Genomic DNA, 22,363 nt, shown 5'->3' with positions numbered 1-22,363 from the left:
GCTTCGCACGGTCGGCGCTTCCGTGACCGGCCACCGAACCATCACAGGCCATCCCATTACAATGGGACTGCCGCGATCACGTACTGCAGATGAACCAGCCCAGCCCCCCACAACCTGGCGATGATTGCTTCCGACTCGCGATGGCGGCTTCCGTCATCGGCATGGGCATTACCGACCTGGAAGGCCGATGGCGCGCGGTCAATCCGGCAATCGAACGGATGTCTGGCCATGATGCGACCCCCCTGATCGGTCGGTCGGCGCTCGACTGCCTTCATCCGGACGACGTGCAATCGACACGCGAACAACTGGCGGCCTTGGTGGATGGCCAGATCGAGACCATCGATCAGCGAAAACGCTACCTGCGCAGCGACGGCGAGTCGGCCTGGATGCACGCCAATGTAGCGATGCTGCGAGACCCCGGCGGCGCGCCGCAATACCTGTTGATGCAATGGCGCGATGTCTCCGCCGAACACGACGCGCAGATCGCCAACCGCCAGCTGCAGCTGTTCGTTGACGCGGCCACGCACGACCTGCGTGCGCCGTTGCGGTCGATCGAAAGCTTCGCCTCACTGCTGACCCATCGCGCTGGCGACGTGCTGGATCCGACCAGTCAGGAGCACCTGACGCGCATCCAGGACGCCGCCAAGCGCATGAGCAGTCTGCTGGCGGCGCTGAGCGACCTGTCGGGTGCGACCCGCGCCGACCTCAAGTACGGCCCGGTGGACATCAGCCTGCTCGCCGACTGGGTGGCGGCGGAACTGCAGGATGCCGATCCGGAGCGGAAAGCCGAGATCGTGGTGCAGCCGGGACTGATGGCACACGGCGATGAGCATCTGCTCAAATTATTGCTGGTTCAGTTGTTGCACAACGCGTGGAAGTTCTCCCGTGACCAGCCTGCGGTGCGGATCGAAGTAACCGGTCGGGTGCAGGGGGCAACCCTGGAGCTGCACGTACGAGACCACGGCTGCGGTTTTGACGGGCATTACGCCCACAAGTTGTTCGAACCCTTCCAGCGCCTGCATGGCCCCGATGACGGCGGTGGACATGGGCTGGGGCTGGCCATTGCCCACCGCATCGTCGATCGTCATGGCGGACGCATCCGGGCGCAGTCCGAGCCGGGCGCCGGCGCCACCTTTCATCTGGAGCTGCCCGCCGCGCGGGCCCGGGAACGCAATGCAGACACATAAGGTCATCCTGCTGGTCGAAGACAACCCCGACGATGTCGAGCTGACCCGGCTTGCCTTCGACGAGGCCAAGATCGCCAACCGCCTGGTCGTGGTCGGCGACGGTGCAGAGGCGCTGGATTACTTGTTCGCGCGCGGCGTCCACGGTGATCGCGATCCGGCCGACCTGCCGTCGATCGTCCTGCTCGACCTGAACTTGCCCAAGGTCGATGGCCGCGAGGTGTTACAGGCGGTGCGCGCCAACGAGGCGACCCGCAGCCTGCCCGTGGTGGTGCTGACCACCAGCACCGAACCGTTTGACGTCGAGGCCAGCTACGCCTTGGGCGTCAACAGTTACATCCAGAAGCCGGTGGACTTCGAGCAGTTCGTCTGGGCGGTCAAACAGGTGGGTTTGTACTGGTTGGTATTGAACCACCCGCGCACGCCGTAACTGCACGAAGCCGCCAGCCGCCAGCCGCCAGCGCGTCACCCCTGCGCATAGAGTGTTTGCGCCCGCTGGAACAGTATCCAGCTGGTGGCAATGACCTTGTCACCGCCCACGGGCCGGTTACCGCGGTGGGTATGGGTGAACGCCGCTGGCGCGATCAACAACGAGCCGGTCCGGGGTGCCACCTTGCGCCGCTGGTACAGGAACTCGGTCTCGCCTTGCTCGAACTCATCGTTCAGGTACACCGTCCACAGCAGGTGCCGGTGCAGGGTTTCCGCGTGCTGGTCGCGGGGATAAAGCTCGCAATGCCAATAGGGATAACCGCCGCGGTCGCCGCGGTAGCGCTGCAGGTTGATCGCCCCCGGTCGCAGGACGGTCTGCACCACCGGCGCAAGGGTCGCGTCGTCCATCGCCCGCAGGCGCTCGGGCGTGAGCCGATGGCGCCGGCCTTCGGCGTCCGGAACTTCCAGCATCAGCGGCGCGATCAACACATGCGGATAACGGCGCAGGTAGGCCAGCAAACCCCGGAGGACCGCATTGTTGAGCGCAGACTCCACATCGCGCCATGGCTCGCGCCCGGTGATGGTCAGGTCCAGGCTGTCCTTCAGGTCGGGGTGCACACCGCCACCGACCCGGCCCGGCACGGTGTCGCTGCTGCGCTCGAAGCGCGCCACCACGTCGGCGCACCAGTCGCGTTCGAGCGCATCGTGTTGGGTCTCGATGAAGTCATCGAGGTGGCCGCTGCCCGGGTCGGTGCGGGGCTCGATTGGTGAGACGGTCACGTCAGGCATGGTGCTCCACGGAGCGATGGCAACAGCGCCCATCCTCGCACTTGGCCGGCGAATATCGAAGCCGGGCGTACGAACCGTACGCCGGCGTTGTAACCCTGCGGTCGTGATGTGTATCACCGGCGTTACACCCCTGAAAGCCAGTCACCGCGGGCGATGAACCAGATCGGGCGGGCCTGGCCTGACTTGATTGTGAGCTGGGTGTAACAACCGGTGATATGAAACCACAAGAATATTTCATTAACTCATTGTAAATATTGGATTTTTCCGATTTGGCATGGTGTCTGCGTGGAGGCTTAGACACCTACCGCGGGGAAATACCATGCAAGGCGCTCGTCTCAATCTCAGTCATTTGCTGTCGCCGCTGTTCATGGGCGTGTTGCTGGCACCGGCGACGGCATTCGCGGCGGATGCCCACCAGGGCGTCAATGCAGAGCCGGGTGAGATCGTGCTGCTGCGGGATGTCTCCGCCCGTCATGCCTACCGGTCACCGCCACCGGGCATGGCGCTGATCGTGGACCCGTCCCCGAAAAGCGAAATCAGCATGATGCTGGGCACCGGCGAGTTGACGGACGCGGAATACGCGTCCATGGGCGCCGGCACCGTGAGCCCGCGGCCGATTACCACCGTGGAGCAGATGACCACCCGCGCCATCGGCGGCTCGCTGGCGGGAGTGACGTCCAACAACGGCATGCTTTCGGGCAGCGGAATCACCCAGACAATGGGTGTATCGATGGGCGCGGTGGGCAATGTGACCCGAGGCGTCGGTGACCAGGTGCGCGGCGCCCTGTCGCAGTTCCCGTTGGTCTCGCCGCCCGCCAATGCGCCGCCGGGAGGGTGAGGATGGACATTCGTTCACTCACTCCGTTGACGACCGTGCTCTGCGCTGCGGCATTGGCCGTGGCCGTGGCCGTCGCGCCCGCCAACGCACAATCGGCCGATGACTACGCCGGCATGCTCGATTACCTGGCCAACAGCCGGATCGATGGTCAAGCGTTCGACGCGGCCAATGGCGCCATCGCTGTCAACCTGGCGGCGGGTGATTTCAACCAGCAAGCCAACCTGCGCAGCTTCTCCAGCGGTGAACGGGCCGATAGCCAGGTCGTGGCCGTCCAGAAACAAACCGACAACCAGTACGACATGCCCGTGCATGCCGCGGCCAGCATTGGCGGCGGAGCGTTCCATCGGGCGAGCGGACTGGTGTCGATCAACCAGGCCAGCGGCAGTGGCAACGCGGAACTGAACGTTGTTACCGCCGCGCTGGCCAACCAGGGCATACGCGAGACGACCGACGGCGGCTTGTCATCGGTCGTCTTGGCGACAGCGGGGGGGCAGCCGCTTCCGGATTCGAACGTGGCCAGGACCGGCACGCGCAGCGTTGCGGTGGAGTCCACCGCGCTGCAGGGATTCGAAGGCGTCCTGCAACTCAACCAGATCGCGGGATCCGGCAACAGCATCAGCAACCAGTTTGGTCTGTCGGTGCATGGAGGCCCGTGAGCGACGTGTTTTTCAAGCAGTACCACGAGAGAGAGAGGAGTTACATCATGATCAACGTAAGGAAAACCGCCATCGCCATGGCTGTCGCCGCATTGGTGACCAGCCCGCTGGCCTTCGCGCAAAGCGTCGACGACCCCAACCTCGACGCCGACATTCTCCATAACCACGTCGTCGTGGAAGACTGGGACATCACCGTCGACGACACCCGCAACACCACCGTCAACAACGACACCACCAACAGCACCACCAACAACACGGTCAATAACACCCAGGATACGGATGTCGACCTGAGCCTGGATGCAGCGGCGCGGTTGCGCCTGAATGCGACCGCCAACATCAATTACGACGGCGATTTCAGCCAAAGCTCCGATGAGAGCTATAGCTCTACGGTGGTTGAGGACTACTCAAGCAACATCGTTTTCGAAGATATCCAGAAGACCGAAGTCGTCAACTCCGATATCCGCAAGGAAGGCAACGAGCATCAGGTCGCGGTATCGCTGAAGAAGGATCTGTCGCTGAGCTCGGATATCGCCATCACCGGCGCCCCCACCGTCTCGGGCGACATCGTCATTGATTCGGCCGCCATTGCGGTCGTAGACAACCGTCAGTCCTCCAGCGACAACGAGGGCTTCAACGACATGTTGGAGAACGAAGCGTCCATCGACGATGACGTCGGCTCGGAAGCGTCCGGCAACCTCGCGTTCAACGTCGCCGCCGGTGACAACAACGTGCAGGACAACGCCGCCGCGCTGTCGGCCGCCGATGCCAGCTTTGCGTTTGGCATGGCCGACGCCGAGGTGTTCGTCAACCAGACCGGCAGCGGCAACCTCACCACCAACGTGGGCGTGACCAATGACGCCAGCCTGGGTGGCAACGCGTTCAATGCCGCTTCCGGCAACATCGGGGTCAACGTCACCTCAGGCAACAACAACCAGCAGAAGAACGCGCTGGCAGCCTCGGTCGCGACCAGTGCCTATGCGCAGTCCAGCGTCAGTTCCAATCAGAACAGCTCGGGCAACCTGACCGACAACATCGGCCATTACGAGCGTCGTAGCGAGACCGTCGATATCGACATCACCGGCTTTGTCGATGGCTTCACCGTCGCCGAAGGCTCGGGCAGCTATGAAGGCAGTGCCTCCGGCGAGTACGCCGGTACCGGCAACGCCTACCAGGCGCACAACTTCTATCCGGATGACTGGGATGAAGGTCCGCACCCGGGCGGTAACGATTCGGGCCATACCGACTTCGACGGCGAGGCCCAGGGTGCGATCAACAACCCGTATCGCGACGTGGACGATGACGGCACGGAAATCGGCGGGTTTGCGTTCGATACCGATGAAGCCGGCACGTACGAAGGCAGCGAGTCCGGGGAGCTGGGCTATTCCGAAATGGGCATAGCGATCCTCGACGCGACGTTGAGTGGCAGCGTCACCAACTGGTATGACATCGCGGTCAATGCCACCAACACGGCCAGCTTGTCGGGCAGCGCGTTCAGTGCCGCCTCGGGCAACATCGGCGTCAACGTGTCGGCCGGCACCGGCAACATGCAGGCCAACAGCCTGGCCATGGCCGTGGCCCAGCCGTCCACCGGCGGTGGCGGCGAAATCCCTCCTGTTGAGTAACAAGATTCATCAAGGAGCGTAAAACCCCGGCCACTCCCTGATGGCCGGGGGTTCCCCGGAAGCCCCGCTCCACTTCCCCCAGGAGTGGGGCTTTCTCTTTCCAATGGATGAACCATGTACCAAGGACTATTGATCACCGCCCTGCTGTCATGCGTCTGCATGGGAGTGGCGGCACCGGCCCAGGCCAGCGAGGTCGCCTTCAGCGGCGTGCTGCCCAACGGCGCGGTGTACACGGGCAACGTGGAGAGCATGCGCGAGGGCCGGTTCCGCAACGTGGTCCGGCAACAGACCGACTACAGCTGTGGTGCCTCCGCGCTGGCGACCATCCTGCGCTACGCCTACAACCTGGATGCGGACGAGAAGACCGTGATCCAGGGAATGCTGGGGGTATCGGACGCGGAGTTGGTGGCCCAACGCGGGTTTTCGCTGCTGGACATCAAGCACTATGTCGAGTCGCTGGGCATGCGCGGTCGCGGCTACCGGGTCACCGAGGCGCGGTTGCGCACGTTGCGGGTCCCCGGACTGGTGTTGATGGATGTGCGCGGCTTCCGCCATTTCGTGGTGCTCAAGCAGGTGGTCGATGGCTATGCGGAGATTGCCGACCCGATCCTCGGCAACCGAAGTGTCCCGATCGAGGAATTCCTCGAGTCGTGGCCCTCACGAGCGGTATTCGTCGTTATAGGCAGTGACTTCAATCGAAACACCGTGTTGCTGGATCCGGTCAGCCGGCCCAGCGCACGCGCATTGCTTGCCCGGCAAGCGCCAGTCACCGATGCGGAGTTGCTGGATTTTGGTTTCACCCATGCGGATCTATTCTGAAGGAGCGCAATCATGCGCATTCGCCATATTCATCTTCTGGTCGCCGCCTTCCTGGCCTGTCTGCCAGCGGTTCCGGCCATCGCGGCGCAGGACGCCGAGCAGGCAACCCCTGGGCAGGCCGCTGCGGCTGGACTGACAGCCATCCCCGATCCCGAACTGGCCCTCATGCGCGGTCGCTATACCGTTGGCGACAACGCAGTGGCGTGGTTTGGGGTGTCGATGATCTCCACCTGGCAGACCGCGTCCGGTCAGACCCTGCAAAGTACGTTGGCGTTGGGTATGGACTTCAGTCAGTCACAAACTCCGACGATCTCTTTCACCCCGACGGTCAGCATCACCGCGGCGGATGCCTTGATGCCGGAGACCAGTGGCGTGGTGCGTAGCGTTGATGCCTCCGGGCTTGCCAACGTGTCGGGCATGACCCAAAGCGTGCAGGTTGCCGGTGATGGCAACCGCGCCAACAACATCACCCAGCTGAATGTCCGTGACGGGTCCGCACCGGCGGGCGCGACGACCGGCATGGGTGCCAATGCGGCCCAGAGCCAGGGCAATGCGTTGGCGAGCGCCAGCTTCCAGGACAACTCGGCCAGCGTGCTGCTGGCCATCGACGGCCAGGGCGCGGTGCGGCAGTGGATCGGCAATGGCGGTCTCGGCCAGTCCATCCAGTTGACCGCGGATAACCAGCAGGTCAGCAACCAGTTGCAGATCGATCTGGTACGACAGTCGCTCGCCGCCAACGTGCAGCTTTCACAGAACGTGGCCCAGGCGATCAACCTGACCCGCGGCATCCCTGGCGGCTACTAGGCGTAGGCGGAGTCGATCCATGAGCAAGGATGGCAGCTTTGACACCCACGGAACTTGGTCGATGAAGATGCTCGCCGCCATGGCTGGCGCCTTGATGTCGGCTGCGTCGGGCCTGGCGCTTGCCCAGCAGGCTCAAACCGCGCCGGATGCGGATGACACGCCAGGTGTTGCCACAGACGTCACTGCCGCTGATCAGGCCGATGTCCAGGCGTTGCTGGCCGAGTTGGAGCTGCTCAAAAACAGCTACGCGCAGGAAGTTCGTCGCCTGCGCGAGCTGGACATGCAGGTCCAGGCCTTGCAGTCGCGCGTGCAGGGCAAGACCATGCCCGCGCAGACTCCCGCGCCAGCCCAGGCTGCTGCAATGCCGGCACAGGCACCCGCGCCGCCGGCGGAAGGCTACGCCAGTACGGCGGCCGAGGCCAAGCAGGCACAACAGGCTCCGACCCGCAGCGTGCAGGACGTAAAGCAACAACAATCGGCGTTGTTCAATCGCCGGTTGACGCTGGAGAACAGCGTTTCCTACAACCGCTACGACCGCAAGCAACTGACCCTCACCGGCTTTCTCGCGCTGGACGCGATCTTCCTGGGCAATATCGCGATCGAGAATGTCGAGTCCGACACGCTGACCCACAACTTCGCCGCCCGGTATGGCGTCAGCCCACGCGTGACCCTCAATCTGGACGTGCCCTATATTGCCCGCAAGACGGTGTACCAGAAGGGCGGTGCAGGCGGGTCGGCAGCGGCGATCGCGCAAGAAGACACCACCGGTCACGGCATCGGCGACATCACCGTCAGTGGCAACTACCGCGTGCATCCGGAGAGCACGAGTTGGCCGGAAACCATCCTCACTCTTGGCGTTACCGCCCCCACCGGACGCGAGCCGTACGGGATCTCCTGGAACGTGCTGGAGCGCGATGACGACGGCTTTATCCGGTTCGCAGTGCCGGAAGACGAGCCCACCGGAAACGGCGTGTGGCAGGCCAATATCGGCATGTCGATGGTCAAGACCGCCGACCCGGCGATCCTGTTCGCGAATTTCGGCTATATCCACTCGTTCAAGAACAGTTTCGACGACCTGGACAACAATCCGGACACCGTCAACCCCGGTGACGTGCAGCTTGGCCGCAGCTTCTACTTTGGCGCCGGCGTTGCGTTCGCCTTCAACGAGCGCACCAGCCTGAGCATTTCGGTGAGCGACAAGCTCAGTGCACGTGCACGCACCCGTTATGACGGTCAGGACTGGCTGAAAATCATCGGCAGCGATGCCAATGCGGCGATGTTCAACCTGGGCGTGACCTACGCGTTAAGCGAGCACACCACCCTGGTCAGCCAGCTTGGTATTGGCTTGACCCCGGACGCGCCGGACTTCAGCCTGTCATTCAAGGTTCCGTACATGCTGTAACCGGTGCCGGCGGCTCGGCGTTGCTAGCGCAGGTCACTCAATACCAGTCCGTGTTTCTTGCACAGCCGGTACACCGTTACCCGGGACACCTTCAACCGGCGCGCGGCTTCGCTGACGTTGTAGCCACTGTCACGCAGGCAAACCAGGATGGCGTCGCGTTCGGCGGCCTCGCGTGCGCGGTCCAGGAGGTTGTTGCCGACAGTGGAAGCGCACTTGCCATGCCCTGCTGGCAAGGCGCCATCCACGTCCGCCAAGCCTGCATCCGCCAAGCCCATGTCCTGTGCGGTTATCAGCTCGGTGTCGGCGGTGACGGCGGCGCGCTGAACCCGGTTGAGCAACTCACGTACATGGCCGGGCCAGCCGAAGCTGCGCATCGCCTGTCGGGCTTGCGGGGTGAATGAGCGTGCACGGCCAGGATACTTGCGCTGGAAATCGTCCAGGAAATGCTGGGCCAGCAGCTCGATGTCGCCGGCCCGGTCGGTCAGATCGGGCATGTGCAGGCGCAGCACGTTCAGGCGGTAGAACAGATCGCTGCGAAACCGTCCTTGCGAGACGGCCAGATCCAGGTCGATATTGGTCGCCGCCAGCACCCGGACGTCAATTTCGATCGACTGGCGGCTGCCGACCCGCTCCAGGCTGCCTTCTTGCAACACTCGCAACAAATTCGTCTGTGCGTCCAGTGGCAGGTCGCTGATTTCATCCAGGAACACGGTGCCGCCTTCGGCGATTTCGAACAGCCCAGCCCGTCGCGCGGTAGCGCCGGTGAATGCGCCGCGTTCATGGCCGAACAATTCCGACTGAACCAGATTGGCCGGCAACGCGCCGCAGTTGATTGCAGCGAACGGCTGGGTGCGGCGGCTGGAAAGATCGTGCATGGCCCGCGCGGCGACTTCCTTGCCGGTACCGGTGGCGCCGGTGATCAAGACTGAAAGATCCACCTGGGCGTACTTGCGGATGCTCAGATGGGCGTCCTGCATGACCGGGCTTTTTCCGATCAACGCATCGATCCCTCGTGCATCGCCGCCGTGCTGGCTGCCGATGGCGATATCCAGTGCATGGATCAGATTGGCCAAGTCCACGGGAGTCGTGAACACCTTCACGCAGTGGTCCAACAGGCGTTGTGTCGCGGGGTCTGCGGTCGTCGCGCGTGCGGGCCGGATGGCCATCAGCAACAGGTAGGTGTAGTCGGAGGTCAATTGTTCGATTTGCGCCAAGCCGTCGTTACCGGCGCTGCGAAAATCGACCAGTCCGACCACCGTATCGCCGCCACGCATGCCGACCCCGCCGCCATCGGCCAGGTCCGCAGTGCGGACTTGCCAACCCGCTGCGGCGAGGGCTACGCGCTCCTGTTGCAGCGGACGCCCAAACCAGATGACGCACTGTCTGGACAGGTGTGGAATCGCAGGCATGAGTCCCCTCGAAAGCCGGTCGAACCGGAACTGCCCGCCGGCCATGGCTGTGCAGCTTTCGGTGGCATCAGTCATCTCGTAGCGCCCATGGGTACCACGTGGCGGTGACGGCGCCATGAAACCGGCGGTACGACAACGCCGATGCATCCCGACGGGAACCTGTCCGGCAAGGGGCGCCACCAAAAACGGCCGGCTACCGCAGTAGCCGGCCATCCCCCCGAGCCGGGCCGCAGATACGCCAGCGGACATTGGCTGTAAACGGCGCCAGGGAGGTTTCCCGGCCACTGCGCGGCAAGCGGTTCAGCAACCCCCGGTTGCGAGGATCCAGGTGGCTGGCTTACGCCTTTGCAGCGTCCTGGTCATGCTCGTGGTGATAGCGCACCGCCGCTTCCACCTCGTGCCGGGAACCCAGGAACACCGGCACCCGCTGATGCAGGCCGGTAGGCCCGACCTCCAGCATCCGCATCCTTCCGGTGCTGGCGGCGCCACCGGCCTGTTCGACCAGCATCGCCATCGGGTTAGCCTCGTACATCAGCCGCAACTTGCCGCCCTTGGCCGCGCATTTGGCATCCAGCGGGTAGCTGAAGATGCCGCCGCGGGTCAGCAGGCGGTGCACGTCAGCGACCATGCTGGCGACCCAGCGCATGTTGAAATCCTTGCCGCGCGGACCGGTCTTGCCGGCCAGCAGGTCGGCCACGTAGGCCTGCATCGGCGGCTGCCAGTGGCGCTGGTTGGACATGTTGACCGCGAACTCCTGGGTGTCGGCCGGAATCTGCATCCCACGGGTGGTCAGCATGAAGCTGCCGATCTGGCGGTCCAGGGTGAAGGCGTGGGTGCCATGGCCGACGGTCAGCACCAGGGTGGTGTTCGGCCCGTAGGTGCAATAGCCCGCAGCCAGCTGGCTGGTGCCCGGTTGCAGGTAGTGCTCGTCGGCCGGCACGGTCACGCCCTCGGGACAACGCAGCACCGAGAAGATCGTGCCGACCGAGATGTTCACATCGATGTTGGAGCTGCCGTCGAGCGGATCGAACAACAACAGGTAGTTGCCGCGTGGATAGACATCGGGGATTGGCACGCTGTGGTCCATTTCCTCCGAGGCAAGCCCGGCAAGGTGGCCACCCCAGGCGTTGGCTTCCATCAGCACGTCGTTGGCGATCACGTCGAGCTTCTTTTGCGCCTCTCCCTGGATATTCATGCTGGCCTGGCCGGGCGTCCCTGCGTCTCCCAGCACGCCGCCCAGTGCCCCTTTTCCAACCTCGATGGAGATGCGTTTGCAGGCCCGTGCGACCACTTCGATCAGCAGGCGCAGGTCCGGACCGATGTGACCGGCGCGTTCTTCCTCGATCAGGAACCGGGTCAGGGAGCGGGGCGAGGAAGTACTGGCAGAGTTGATCATGGCATCGACGTGGCAGTGGCAACGGCCCGCATTGTAAGCCGCCCAGCCGGTTGCGACCGGCGGCACGGCGGTTCAGGCCAGGAGTTCAGGGTGTCAACACCGGTCTTGGCGTGTTTAGATCAACTACCCCATTGGTTGGAGTGTCATGCCTACCTACTCGGCGTTATCACTTGCATGTTTGCTCGTCGCCGGGCTGTTGGCAGGCTGCGAGGCCGCGCCGCCTGCGGCTCCACCGCAAGTGGATGCCAGCGCCACGCCGGCGCGCCAGTTGACCGAGTCGGTGGGCAGCGACGAGCAACTCAGCCTGGATGACCGGCTTACCTGTCAGGAAGCCGAGCTGTTCGAGCAACCGCCCTGGGTCCAGGCGGCGTGGCTGGCCCACGGTGTCGCGTTGTTATGCGAAGTCGATCCCGGCACCGCACCCGAACCGCCGGCGATGCCGACCGCTGACACGACCGACGACGGCCAGCAGCTGCGCGCCAGCGCGAGGTGCACCGGTAACGGCAGCCTGCGCCTGTTCGGCTTGCCGGTACTGGCGGTCCGCGTTGCAGCGGTGGGTCAGCCCAGGCAAGGGCTGGAAATCGACTTGCGCGCCAGTGCCGGTGAGCTGGCCGCCGCCGCCGGACAGGCGCTGGGTCTGGTGCTTGCGCCGCGCCCACCGGTCCCGGGACATGCTGCCCAGGGCGCGGACGACGAGGATGCGTACCAGACAACGGCAGACGACGGCCGCATCTTCTATGTCACTGTGCGACAAACCGGCCCGATCCGGGTGAGCCCGGAGCCGACCGCGACCTTTGGCTGCCTGCGGCCGGACGTCATTATCGCAGCGGCCGATGGTAGAAACGCCGAACCGGGGTAATCGGCTCAGACGTCGCCGTCATCAAGCCAGCCCTCGCCGCTCCCGCGGTGGTAGACCTTGTCGCCATCGCGCACCTCGCCGGCGGGGATTGAATCCTGATCAGCCAGTCGCTGGTAGATCGGCACAAAGTCCGGCCCGGTGGCTTCCATCAGTTGCTCGAAGCCGTCGATCACGAAATAGGTCTTCTGGTAGGTGTCGATGCGGTAGCGGGTGCGCATGATGCGCTCCAGGTCGAAACCGATCCGGTTGGGTGCGTCCGATTGCAGGCAGTGGATCGACTCGCCCTTGGAACTGACGATGCCGCTTCCATAGATCCTCAACCCGTCCTTCTGCTTGATGAGTCCGAACTCGACTGTGTACCAGTACAACCGGGTCAGGTTGACCAGCGCATCGGCGCCGATGCCGTGCGCCTTCACGCCGCCACGGCCGTAGGCCTGCATGTAGTCGGCGAAGACCGGGTTCATCAGCAGCGGCACGTGGCCAAACAGGTCATGGAACAGGTCCGGCTCGGCCAGGTAGTCCATCTGCTCGGGCTTGCGGATCCACCAGGTGACCGGGAAGCGGCGATGGGCGAGGTGCTCGAAGAAGGTCAGCTCGGGCAGCAAGCCCTCCACCCCGATCAACTCCCAGCCGGTGGCCGCGCGCAAGGTCGGGTTGAGATCGGTGAACCGGGGGATCTGGTCGGGCGTCATTTCCATCGCCGCCAGCGCCGCAATGAACTCGTCGCTGGCCAGTCCGGGCAGGACCTGCTTCTGGCGTTGGAACAATTGTGCCCACACCGCGTGGTCGGTCTCGGTATAGCGCTCCCAGGGCTGTTCGACGACGGCGGTGGTATACACCGGCACGTAGCCCTTGTCGGTCATGCCGGATTGATTGTTGTGAGGGGGCGATTCCATGCACGGCTCTCCTGTAACGGGTGAAACCCCGGTGATACACACAACTGTAGCGACAAACCGCCGCAAATGGATTGCGTTGTTGCAGGTGGTGCCGGCTGTATTGCACGATACTTGCGTGTAACAAACCATGAGCGCAGATATATGCCAACCGCCACCCTCGACCGTACCGATCTCCTGTTGCTGGCGGCGCTGCAACAGGCCGGACGGCAAACCAATGCCGAGCTGGCGCAGCAGGTCAACCTGTCGCCATCGGCTTGCCTGCGCCGGGTCCAGCGCCTGGAGCGCGAAGGGGTGATCGCCGGCTACCGGGCGGTGGTCGGCCCGGAACATATCGGGCTCGGCCTGCAGGCTTTCGTACGCGTCCAGTTGAGTCGCCACGACACCAAGGCGATCGATGCCTTCGGGGAGTTCGTCAATCAGTGGGACGAGGTCGTCGCCTGCCACGCCTTGACCGGCGACATGGATTACCTGCTGCAGGTCGTGGTGCGCGACCTGGAGCACTTTTCCCACTTCTTGCTCGACCGGCTGCTCAACCAGGCCGGCGTTGATGACGTCAATTCAAGTTTCGTGCTGCGCACGGTCAAGGCGTTCCGGGGATTGCCGTTGCCAAGTGCCACATCCTGAGTGCCGCTGATCCAGGGCTTGACCTTAGGTGCCAGGCGGCAACTAGCTGCCGCTGTCGGTGATGACCGCGGCACCGTCGCAGTCGGACTTGTCGTCGAACCAGCCTAGTGTGGCTTTGCAGCGGTCAATCGCCTCGGCCTTCGCCGCCGCCGCGGCTCGCGACTTCAGGATCGCGGCATCGACCCGCGCCTGCTTCATCGCCGCCAGCTGCGTGCGTATCTGCGGGATCGCCGCCAGTGCGGCCTGTTCGCCGGCAAGGATCGCGCGGTTGCGCTGCGCGAAATCGGCGGCACCGATATCGTTGACCTTCGGCCGGATCACCACGTCGGCGCGCGCCAGTTCCTGGGTGCCGAGCTGGCGACCCATGATCGTGACCGACTGCTTGATGATGCCCAGCAGGCTGTCGGGCATGTGGCCGCTGGCCTGGCTGGAGATGTCGACCGCGATCACGAACTCCGCTCCCAGCTGACGTGCGGCGTCGACCGGGACCGGGCTGACCACGCCGCCGTCGACGTAATGCCATTGGCCGATCGCCGCGGGTTCGAACACGCCGGGGATGCTGCTGGAGGCGCGCACCGCCTGGCCGGTGTCACCACGCAGGAACACGCTGCGTTTGCCGTCCTCAAGCCGGGTCGCGACCGCGGCGAAAGGTTTGTCAAAGGCGTTGATCGGGCGCTGGTCGACCAGCGTGTTGACGTAATCCTGCAGCAACTGGCCCTTGATCAGGCCGCCCGAGAACAGCCGGACATCGCGGATCTTGCTCTCGTCGAGCGCGACCGCGTGGCGCTGCAACGCGAATGCATCCATGCCGCTGGCGTAGAGCGCGCCCACCATGCTGCCGGCGCTGGTGCCGGCGACCACCTCCGGCTCCAGGCCATTGGCTTCGAGCATCTTGATCACGCCGATATGGGCGAAGCCCTTGGCCGCGCCACCACCGAGGGCGAGGCCGATGCGGATTTCGGGCACCACCGGCTCTGGCGCGACGGCATCGGGTGGCGTCGGCCGGGTCTGACCAAGGCACGCGCTCAGCAGCACGGCGATGGGCAGTAACAGCAGCGGGCGCAGCCGCGAGGGCGCGTTCGTCGACATGATCAGGCAGCGATGCGGGTGAGCGGAGCGCGGAGCATACCGGTAACGGCTTGAACCACGGATTAGAACCCGCGGTCGCCGCTGATCAGGCCGCCAAGGCCGCCGAGCACCGAGCCTTCGCCTTTGTCGCGGCCGCCACCACCGGGCGCCGCCGCCAGCATCCGTCCGGCCATTCGTGAGAATGGCAGCGACTGCAACCAGACCTTGCCCGGCCCGGTCAGGGTCGCCAGGAACATGCCTTCACCGCCGAACAGCATGCTCTTGATGCCACCCACGGCCTTGACGTCCATGTCGACGCTGGAGTGATAGGCCATCACGCAGCCGGTGTCGACGTCGAGCCGCTCGCCGGCCTTGAGGTCGATCTCCATCACGGTGCCGCCGGCGTGCACGAACACCCAGCCGTCACCCTCGAGCTTCTGCATGATGAAGCCCTCGCCGCCGAACAGCCCGGTCAGGATTTTGCGCTGGAACTGGATCCCGATCCGCACCCCGCGCGCGCCGGCGAGGAAGCTGTCTTTCTGGCAGACCAGCCGGCCGCCGTGGTCGGACAGTTTCATCGCCATCACCGTGCCCGGATACGGCGCGGCAAATGCGACCTTGGCCTTGCCCTGGCCGGCGTGGGTAAACACGGTGGTGAACAGGCTCTCGCCGGTGACCACGCGCTTGCCGGCCGACAGCAGCTTGTCCATGAACCCGCCGCCGCCCTGGCCACCGTGGCTGCCATCGCCAAACACGGTGTCCATCTGCACCGCAGCGTCCTTGTACATCAGCGAGCCGGCCTCCGCGATCGCGCTTTCACCGGGATCCAGCTCGACCTCGACGAACTGCATGTCGCTGCCGACGATGCGGTAGTCGATCTCGTCATCGTGGCCGCGGCCGGAGCCGGTTGATGGCAGTGCCGGCATGCTCGGCGGAGCGCCGGCGGTCGCCAGATTCAGTTCGGCGACGTTGCCGACCGGCTGCCATTCGACAAACCCTTCGCGCCAACAGAAGTCTTCGGGATGCTGCTGCGCGTACGCGGATGCCGCGTTGTCGTCGAGCGGGCCGACCCGCGGGCTGTTGCTGCCGGCGCTGAAGTACCAACGGTCCATGGCGAATCCTTGTGTTCTGGTCGGGTGGGAATCCGAGTTTACCCGCCGCTGCGGGTGCCACTTCAACCCGGGGTAGGCACACGAGCGGCAGCGCGGTTGCTCTATGCTCAACCCGTGTTCGAACTCAGAAGCGTCACCAAATCCCACGGTCGGGTGATTGCGCTCGACCGCGTCGACCTGCGCATTTCCGCCGGCCGCACCACGGCGCTGATCGGTCCCAGCGGCGCCGGCAAGTCGAGCGTGCTGCGGATGCTGATCGGGCTGGACTGGCCCGACAGCGGCGAGGTGCGTTTCGATGGCGAGCCGCTGCAGACCGGGCAGTTGCTGGAACAGCGTCGCCGGATCGGTTACGTGATCCAGGAAGGCGGCTTGTTCCCGCATCTGAGCGCCGCTGCGAACGCCGCGTTGCTGGCGCGCACGCTGGGCTGGCCGGCGGCGAGAATCGACGCGCGCATTGCGGTGCTGGCTGATCTTTGCCGGCTGCCGACAGATGCGCTGCGACGTTATCCGGCCGAGTTGTCCGGTGGCCAGCGCCAGCGGGTGGGACTGATCCGGGCGTTGATGCTGGACCCGAAAGTGCTGTTGCTGGACGAGCCGCTGGCCGCGCTCGATCCGATCGTCCGCCATGGGCTGCAGGAGCAGATGCGCGAGCTGTTTGCCGAGCTGCGCAAGACCGTCGTGCTGGTCACCCACGATGTTGCCGAGGCGGCGTACCTGGCCGACACCTTGGTGTTGCTGCGCGGCGGGCGCATCGTGCAGCAAGGCAGTGCGCGTGAGCTGCACGATGCACCGGCCGAGCCCTTCGTGACCGAGTTCATGACCGCCCAGCGCAACCTGGAAGACAGCCTGTGAGGGCGTGGCTGGCGGTGGTTGTGATGGTGATCACGGCGGTGTGCTCGGCCGCAGCGTCGGCGGCGCAAGCCAAGCCGGTGGTGGTCGGCTCCAAGGCCTTCACCGAGTCGGTGATCCTGGGCGAGATCGCCGCCAAGCTGCCGCACCCGGAGGACGTCAACGTCGAGCACCGTCGCCAGCTCGGCGGCACCCGCATCCTATGGCGGGCGTTGATCGAAGGTGAGGTTGACGCCTATCCCGAATACACCGGCACACTGAAGCAGGAGTTGCTGCTGATGCCCGCCGCGACCACCGACCAGGTGCGCGACGCGCTGGCCGAGCGCGGGTTGGCCATGACCGAACCGCTGGGTTTCAACAACACCTATGCCCTGGGCATGCGGGCGACACGGGCGACGGAGCTCGGAATCGAGACGATCTCCGAGCTGCGCGCGCATCCGGCGCTGGTGATCGGCCTGAGCAACGAGTTCATGCAGCGTGCCGATGGCTGGCCCGGCCTGCGACGCGAATACCGGCTGCCGCAACAACCCAACGGGCTCGACCACGATCTCGCCTACCGCGGTCTCGCCAGCGGCGCGCTGGACGTCACCGACCTGTACAACACCGACGCCGAGATCCCGTACTACCAGCTGGCGGTGCTCGAAGACGATCGTGGGTACTTCCCGCAATACCAGGCGGTATATCTGTACCGCGCCGACCTCGCGCAGCGCGCGCCGGACTGGTTGGCGCAGCTGCGGGGCCTTGCCGGACGAATCGATGCGGCTAGCATGCAGCGGCTCAACGCACGGGTGAAGATCGACGGTGAGACCGAAGCGGCGGTCGCGGCGGATTGGCTCGGCGTCGCCGCACCTGAGCAGCGCACTCGCGCATCCCGGGTCTGGCAGCGCACCGGCGAGCATCTCGCGCTGGTCGGCATCTCGCTTGGGTTGGCGTTGCTGGTGGCACTGCCGCTGGGAATAGTGGCCGCTCGCAGGCCGCGGCTGGGGCAGGTGATCCTGACCACAACCGGGCTGTTGCAGACCTTGCCGTCGCTGGCGGTATTCGTGTTCATGATCCCGCTGTTCGGGATCGGCGCCGGGCCGGCGATCGCGGCGCTGTTCCTGTACAGCCTGCTGCCGATCGTGCGCAATACCCACGCCGGGCTGACCGGCATCCCGCGCGAGTTGCGCGAGACCGCCGCCGCGCTCGGGTTGCCGCCGCGCACGCGGTTACAGCGGGTCGAGTTGCCGCTGGCGTCGCGCACGATTCTGGCCGGTATCAAGATTGCGGCGGTGATCAACGTCGGCACCGCGACTCTGGGCGCGCTGATCGGCGCCGGCGGCTATGGCCAGCCGATCCTGGCCGGCATCCGGCTGGATGATATCGGGCTGATTCTGGAGGGCGCGGTACCGGCGGCCTTGCTGGCGCTGGTGGTGCAGGGAGGATTCGAACTGATCGAGCGCGGACTGACCCCGCGCGGGTTGCGGCTGGCCGCGCGGCAGTGACCGCTACGCCGAGGCAGGCGTCATTGCCGGCGACGGAACGGCAACACCACGCCGCGTTGCTCATCCTCGGGCCGATGCCACAGCACCGGCACGTCATCGGGCGAGGGTAGCTCCAGGCTGTCGCGCTCGTCGCGTAGCGCCTCTGCCGCCGCTTGCTCCTCTTCCAGATCCCAGCTGTACTTCTTGCGTGGGGGTTGCGGATCCAGTCGACGCCACAGCAAGGCGGCAAGCACCCCGCCGATGGCGCCGCCGAGATGGGCCTGCCATGAGACCCCGACCTCGCGCGGGAACACCGTCAGCAACATGCCGCCATAGAGGAAGAACGCGATCATCGCCGCCGCGATCGCCGGCCGGTCGCGGCGCAGCAGCCCGAGCACGAACACCAGGAACATCAGGCCGTGGGTGATGCCACTGGCGCCGAGGTGATGCGAGCCGGCCTCGCCCAGCAACCATGCGCCCAGTCCCGATCCCAGCCACATCAGCGGCAGTGCGCGCACCGTGGCGCGCGGGTACATGCCGCCGGCGAGCGTGCCCAGCATCAGCAGCGAGATCGCATTGGCGACCAGATGGTCGAACGAGCCATGCAACAGCGGCGCACCGATCAGGCCCAGCAAGCCGACCGCCGACCACGGCTGCACCATCCAGTTACGCAGGTCGACGCTGCCCTGGGCGGAGAACACCACCAGCAGCAGCAACACAAACCCCAGGCTGAGGTTGAATGCGCCCATCCAGCGCTTTCGGTCCACCGCGCGCTGGGTCTTGGCGTCCAGCGGGCGGGCTTCAATGTCATCAGTGGCAGCCATCACTCAACTGTGGAGACCGCGGCGGCAAATACAAGGCTTGCGGCCCCGGTAGAATGGCCGGATGAACAATGCAATCCCTGCTGCCATCCCCACCGTCCACCTCAAGAACGCCTGGAAATCCTCGCACCCGTGGATCTTCCAGCGGCTGGTCGCCAAGCCCGAAAAGCGGCCCAGGTCCGGCGAGATCGTCGATGTGATCGGGGTGGATGGCGACATGATAGGTCGCGGCTTCTACAACGGCCACTCGCGCATCGCCTTGCGCATGCTCGACCACAACCCCAATGCGGTGATCGATGCGGACTGGTTCGCGCGCAAGATCGCCGCGGCGGTATCGCTGCGCCGGGACGTGCTCAAGCTGGACGAGGTCAGCGATGCCTGGCGCGTGTTCCACAGCGAGGGTGACGGCATCTCCGGTCTGGTGATCGACCGTTACGCCGACTTGCTGGTGCTGGAGTTCTTCAGCGCCGGTGCGTTCCGCTACCGCGAGTGGATCCAGGCGGCGCTGCGCGAGCAGTTCCCCGGTTGCCGCTTCTACATGTTTGCCGACGAGCATGTGCAGAAGCAGGAGAGCTTCGACTTCCGTGGGACCGAGCCGGTCCAGCCCAGCGTCATCACCGAGCACGGGATCAAGTTCCGAGCCGATCCGTGCGGGGCGCACAAGACCGGCTTCTTCGCCGACCAGCGCGACAACCGCCAGTGGCTGAGCCAGCATGTCGAAGGCAAGCGCGTGCTGGACCTGTGTTGCAACACAGGCGGCTTTGGCATTTACGCCGCGGCGCGTGGTGCGGCCGAGGTGGTCGGGGTCGATATCGATGCCGACGTGCTGTCGATCGCCAAGGGCAACGCCAAGCTCAACAACGCTCACGTCAAGTTTATCCAGGCCGATATTTTTCCGTGGCTGCGCGATGCGGGCAACGCGGGCGAGCAGTACGACGTGGTGATCCTGGACCCGGCCAAGATGACCCGCGACCGCGAGCAGGTGATTCCGGCGTTGAAGAAGTACCTGGACATGAACAAGCTGGCGATGAGCGTGGTCAAGCCCGGTGGCCTGCTGGCGACGTTTTCGTGCACCGGGCTGGTGGCCGAGGATCAGTTCCTCGACATGATCCGGCGCGCGGCGTTCTACTCCAACCGCACCGTGCAGATCCTCAAGGTCGCCGGTGCCGGCGCGGACCACCCGTGGCTGGCGCAGGTGCAGGAGTCGCGTTACCTGAAAGCGGTGTTCTGCAGGGTGCTGGACTAAGCGCCGCAACCGCAACCGCGACCGCGAGAGCGAGAGCGAGAGGTATGCGGGCTCCGGATGGGCGACGCCCTGTGCGGGTATTGCTACTCGGTTCGGGCGGCCATCCTTGGCCGCACTCACCGCCGTGCGCCATCCATGGCGCACTCTCCGCAATACCCGCACAGGACGCCGCTTCGGCGTTTGGCTGTCGGCGGCTCTTTGAGTGAGCGTCGTCGCGCGTGACGTACTCGCGACCTCGAATCGGTTAGCGCTCCAAGGAGTATCTGAACAACTGTCATCACCGCGCGGCAAACCGTCACCCCTCAACAACCGTTACCCCAACAAACCGATATCTCCCAACAAACCGTCATCCCCGCGAAAGCGGGGATCCATGGACTTTGAGCTGTTGATCGGCAACGAAGCAGCAGACGATGGGGCAGGAGGTGGCCTGCGGGGGGATTGCGGAAAAGCGGGCCATGGATGGCCCGCGGCCCGCCTCAGGGCAGGGTGAGTGCAGGCGGTTTGCGCGGCACTGCCGCGCATCTGCGCGAACGCCCGGCGGGCTCCCGCCGGGCGGGACCGCGAAGCGGCCCTGACGAAGGGCTGCAGCAATCCCCCCGCAGGTCGCCTCCTGCGCACGACGGGCGCTCCGAAGCCGGTACTCTCCCGTTGTCGCGTCTCAGCTGCCGCGACGGCGCCGGATACACTGGGGGCATGCCTGAATCCTCATTGCTCCTGGTTGTCCTGTTGCTCGCGGTCCTGGTCGCGATCGTATTGCTGGTCCTGCTGTTGCTGCGCAAGCCCGATGCGGTGTTGGAGGCTCATCGGGCCGGGCTGGAGCAGGCCTTGCGCGATGAGCAGCGCGACGGCCGCGGCGAGTTGCGTCAGCAGTTGGACAGCATCGCCGGCCAGCAGGACACGCGCATGGAAGGCTTCGGCGGCAAGCTGACCGAGCTGACCGTGCGTACCGACCAGCGGCTGGACCTGTTGCGCGACGCGCTGCTGGAGGACTCGCGCAAGGCGCGCAGCGAGGGCGCCGAACTGCAGCAGCGCTCCAGCGATGCGGTCGGCCAGCGGTTGACCGAGTTGACCCAGCGCAACGAGCTGCGCATCGGCGAGATGCGCACCACGCTCGAGCAGAAGCTGCGCGAGCTGCAGACCGACAACGCTGCCCGGCTGGAGCAGATGCGCGCCACCGTTGACGAGAAGCTGCAGACCACCCTGGAGACGCGCCTGGGCGAGTCGTTCCGATTGGTGTCGGAGCGGCTGGAGCAGGTTCAGCGTGGACTCGGCGAGATGCAGCAGCTGGCCAGCGGTGTCGGTGACCTCAAGCGCCTGCTGACCAACGTCAAGACCCGCGGGACCTTTGGCGAGGTGCAGTTGGGTGCGCTGCTGGAGCAGGTGCTCACCGTGGAGCAGTTCGACTGCAACTACGCCACGGTGCCGGGCAGCAGCCAGCGGGTCGAGTTCGCGGTGCGTTTGCCCGGTACCCGGCCGGACACACCGGTGCGGTTGCCGATCGATGCCAAGTTCCCACGCGAGGATTACGAGCGCCTGCTGGATGCGCAGGATCGGGCGGACGCGGAGGCCGTCGCAGTGTCGTCGTTGGCGCTGGAGCGCCGTATTCGCGATGAGGCCAAGAAGATCCAGCAAGCCTATGTCGCCCCGCCCCACACCACCGACTTCGCGCTGATGTTCCTGCCCACCGAGGGCCTGTTTGCCGAAGTGCTGCGCCGCCCAGGTCTGTTCGAGAGCCTGCAACGCGAATACCGGGTCACCGTGGTCGGCCCGACCACCTTGCTGGCCCTGCTCAACAGCTTGCAGATGGGTTTTCGCACCTTGGCGATCGAGCAGCGCTCCAGCGAGGTCTGGCAACTGCTGGGCGCGGTCAAGAGTGAGTTCGGGAAGTTCGCCGGGGTGTTGGAGAAAACCCGCAACCAGCTCGACACGGTGCGCAACAGCATCGACGCCGCCGGCGTGCGTACCCGGGCGATCGAGCGCAAGCTCAAGGGCGTGGAAACACTACCGGCCGACCAGAGCCAACGCCTGCTGGGTGCCGCGCTCGAGGTTGATGATGAAGACGAGGGTTGAGCCTGGC

21 protein-coding genes are annotated in these 22,363 nt (G+C 65.2%); 14 read left to right on the top strand and 7 right to left on the bottom strand.

Features of this window, described 5'->3' with window-relative positions:
- Window positions 1-89: 89 nt before the first annotated feature.
- Both ACW5DN_RS11160 and ACW5DN_RS11155 read left to right on the top strand, forming a co-directional pair.
- Complete coding sequence (locus tag ACW5DN_RS11160) at window positions 90-1,187, top strand: ATP-binding protein (RefSeq protein WP_456962731.1); 1,098 nt, start codon at window positions 90-92, stop codon at window positions 1,185-1,187.
- Window positions 1,174-1,614, top strand: coding sequence for a response regulator (locus ACW5DN_RS11155; protein WP_456962730.1), 441 nt, complete (start codon window positions 1,174-1,176; stop codon window positions 1,612-1,614). The genes ACW5DN_RS11160 and ACW5DN_RS11155 overlap by 14 nt, the downstream gene beginning before the upstream one ends.
- 35 nt (window positions 1,615-1,649) lie before the next feature.
- On the opposite strand, the gene ACW5DN_RS11150 is transcribed toward ACW5DN_RS11155, so the two are convergent.
- Complete coding sequence (locus ACW5DN_RS11150) at window positions 1,650-2,402, bottom strand: 2OG-Fe(II) oxygenase (protein ID WP_456962729.1); 753 nt, start codon at window positions 2,400-2,402, stop codon at window positions 1,650-1,652.
- A 319-nt stretch (window positions 2,403-2,721) separates the two neighbouring features.
- On the opposite strand from ACW5DN_RS11150, the gene ACW5DN_RS11145 reads away from it, so the two are divergent.
- The 6 genes from ACW5DN_RS11145 (at window position 2,722) to ACW5DN_RS11120 (ending at window position 8,543) form a co-directional block, all read left to right on the top strand.
- Window positions 2,722-3,240 (top strand): hypothetical protein, encoded by a 519-nt coding sequence (locus ACW5DN_RS11145; RefSeq protein WP_456962728.1) that lies wholly within the window; start codon window positions 2,722-2,724, stop codon window positions 3,238-3,240.
- A 2-nt stretch (window positions 3,241-3,242) separates the two neighbouring features.
- A complete protein-coding gene (locus ACW5DN_RS11140) occupies window positions 3,243-3,896 on the top strand; it encodes a hypothetical protein (RefSeq protein WP_456962727.1) in 654 nt (217 codons plus the stop codon).
- A 47-nt stretch (window positions 3,897-3,943) separates the two neighbouring features.
- Window positions 3,944-5,518 (top strand): adhesin, encoded by a 1,575-nt coding sequence (locus tag ACW5DN_RS11135; RefSeq protein WP_456963053.1) that lies wholly within the window; start codon window positions 3,944-3,946, stop codon window positions 5,516-5,518.
- A gap of 159 nt (window positions 5,519-5,677) precedes the next feature.
- Window positions 5,678-6,337 carry a C39 family peptidase gene (locus ACW5DN_RS11130; protein ID WP_456963052.1) on the top strand — a complete coding sequence of 220 codons (660 nt, stop codon included), beginning with the start codon at window positions 5,678-5,680 and terminating at the stop codon, window positions 6,335-6,337.
- Between the two features lie 12 nt (window positions 6,338-6,349).
- Complete coding sequence (locus ACW5DN_RS11125) at window positions 6,350-7,141, top strand: hypothetical protein (protein ID WP_456962726.1); 792 nt, start codon at window positions 6,350-6,352, stop codon at window positions 7,139-7,141.
- Between the two features lie 94 nt (window positions 7,142-7,235).
- Window positions 7,236-8,543, top strand: a complete 1,308-nt coding sequence (locus ACW5DN_RS11120) for a transporter (protein ID WP_456963051.1) — start codon at window positions 7,236-7,238, stop codon at window positions 8,541-8,543.
- Between the two features lie 23 nt (window positions 8,544-8,566).
- On the opposite strand, the gene ACW5DN_RS11115 is transcribed toward ACW5DN_RS11120, so the two are convergent.
- Both ACW5DN_RS11115 and ACW5DN_RS11110 read right to left on the bottom strand, forming a co-directional pair.
- Window positions 8,567-9,952 (bottom strand): sigma 54-interacting transcriptional regulator, encoded by a 1,386-nt coding sequence (locus ACW5DN_RS11115; RefSeq protein ID WP_456962725.1) that lies wholly within the window; start codon window positions 9,950-9,952, stop codon window positions 8,567-8,569.
- Window positions 9,953-10,289: 337 nt separating this feature from the next.
- Window positions 10,290-11,348: a class 1 fructose-bisphosphatase gene (locus ACW5DN_RS11110; RefSeq protein ID WP_456962724.1), complete on the bottom strand. Its 1,059-nt coding sequence runs from the start codon at window positions 11,346-11,348 to the stop codon at window positions 10,290-10,292.
- A 145-nt stretch (window positions 11,349-11,493) separates the two neighbouring features.
- Between ACW5DN_RS11110 and ACW5DN_RS11105 the strand changes: the two genes are divergently transcribed.
- Window positions 11,494-12,207 carry a hypothetical protein gene (locus ACW5DN_RS11105; protein WP_456962723.1) on the top strand — a complete coding sequence of 238 codons (714 nt, stop codon included), beginning with the start codon at window positions 11,494-11,496 and terminating at the stop codon, window positions 12,205-12,207.
- Between the two features lie 5 nt (window positions 12,208-12,212).
- On the opposite strand, the gene phhA is transcribed toward ACW5DN_RS11105, so the two are convergent.
- Complete coding sequence (gene phhA, locus ACW5DN_RS11100; protein ID WP_456962722.1) at window positions 12,213-13,103, bottom strand: phenylalanine 4-monooxygenase; 891 nt, start codon at window positions 13,101-13,103, stop codon at window positions 12,213-12,215.
- Between the two features lie 141 nt (window positions 13,104-13,244).
- Here phhA and ACW5DN_RS11095 point away from each other — a divergent pair, with 141 nt between their 5' ends.
- The gene (locus ACW5DN_RS11095; RefSeq protein ID WP_456962721.1) at window positions 13,245-13,727 is read left to right on the top strand and encodes an Lrp/AsnC family transcriptional regulator; all 483 of its coding nucleotides are present in this window, start codon (window positions 13,245-13,247) and stop codon (window positions 13,725-13,727) included.
- 42 nt (window positions 13,728-13,769) lie between these two features.
- On the opposite strand, the gene ACW5DN_RS11090 is transcribed toward ACW5DN_RS11095, so the two are convergent.
- A complete protein-coding gene (locus tag ACW5DN_RS11090) occupies window positions 13,770-14,816 on the bottom strand; it encodes a patatin-like phospholipase family protein (protein ID WP_456962720.1) in 1,047 nt (348 codons plus the stop codon).
- Window positions 14,817-14,878: 62 nt separating this feature from the next.
- A complete protein-coding gene (locus ACW5DN_RS11085) occupies window positions 14,879-15,907 on the bottom strand; it encodes a TIGR00266 family protein (protein WP_456962719.1) in 1,029 nt (342 codons plus the stop codon).
- 114 nt (window positions 15,908-16,021) lie between these two features.
- Here ACW5DN_RS11085 and ACW5DN_RS11080 point away from each other — a divergent pair, with 114 nt between their 5' ends.
- Together ACW5DN_RS11080 and ACW5DN_RS11075 are read left to right on the top strand one after the other, a co-directional pair.
- Window positions 16,022-16,759, top strand: a complete 738-nt coding sequence (locus ACW5DN_RS11080; protein ID WP_456962718.1) for an ATP-binding cassette domain-containing protein — start codon at window positions 16,022-16,024, stop codon at window positions 16,757-16,759.
- Between the two features lie 23 nt (window positions 16,760-16,782).
- On the top strand, window positions 16,783-18,240 hold the full coding sequence (locus tag ACW5DN_RS11075) for an ABC transporter permease/substrate-binding protein (protein WP_456962717.1): 1,458 nt from the start codon (window positions 16,783-16,785) through the stop codon (window positions 18,238-18,240).
- 20 nt (window positions 18,241-18,260) lie between these two features.
- Here ACW5DN_RS11075 and ACW5DN_RS11070 read toward each other — a convergent pair whose 3' ends face one another.
- Window positions 18,261-19,043: a rhomboid family intramembrane serine protease gene (locus ACW5DN_RS11070; protein WP_456962716.1), complete on the bottom strand. Its 783-nt coding sequence runs from the start codon at window positions 19,041-19,043 to the stop codon at window positions 18,261-18,263.
- A gap of 61 nt (window positions 19,044-19,104) precedes the next feature.
- On the opposite strand from ACW5DN_RS11070, the gene ACW5DN_RS11065 reads away from it, so the two are divergent.
- Window positions 19,105-20,286, top strand: coding sequence for a class I SAM-dependent rRNA methyltransferase (locus tag ACW5DN_RS11065; protein ID WP_456962715.1), 1,182 nt, complete (start codon window positions 19,105-19,107; stop codon window positions 20,284-20,286).
- A 693-nt stretch (window positions 20,287-20,979) separates the two neighbouring features.
- The gene (locus ACW5DN_RS11060; protein ID WP_456962714.1) at window positions 20,980-22,356 is read left to right on the top strand and encodes a DNA recombination protein RmuC; all 1,377 of its coding nucleotides are present in this window, start codon (window positions 20,980-20,982) and stop codon (window positions 22,354-22,356) included.
- Window positions 22,357-22,363 lie beyond the last annotated feature (7 nt).

The organism is Lysobacter sp. A289, assembly GCF_054072675.1.
Note: the sequence above shows the minus strand (reverse complement) of the source record. Positions and strands in the feature narration are given on the sequence as shown.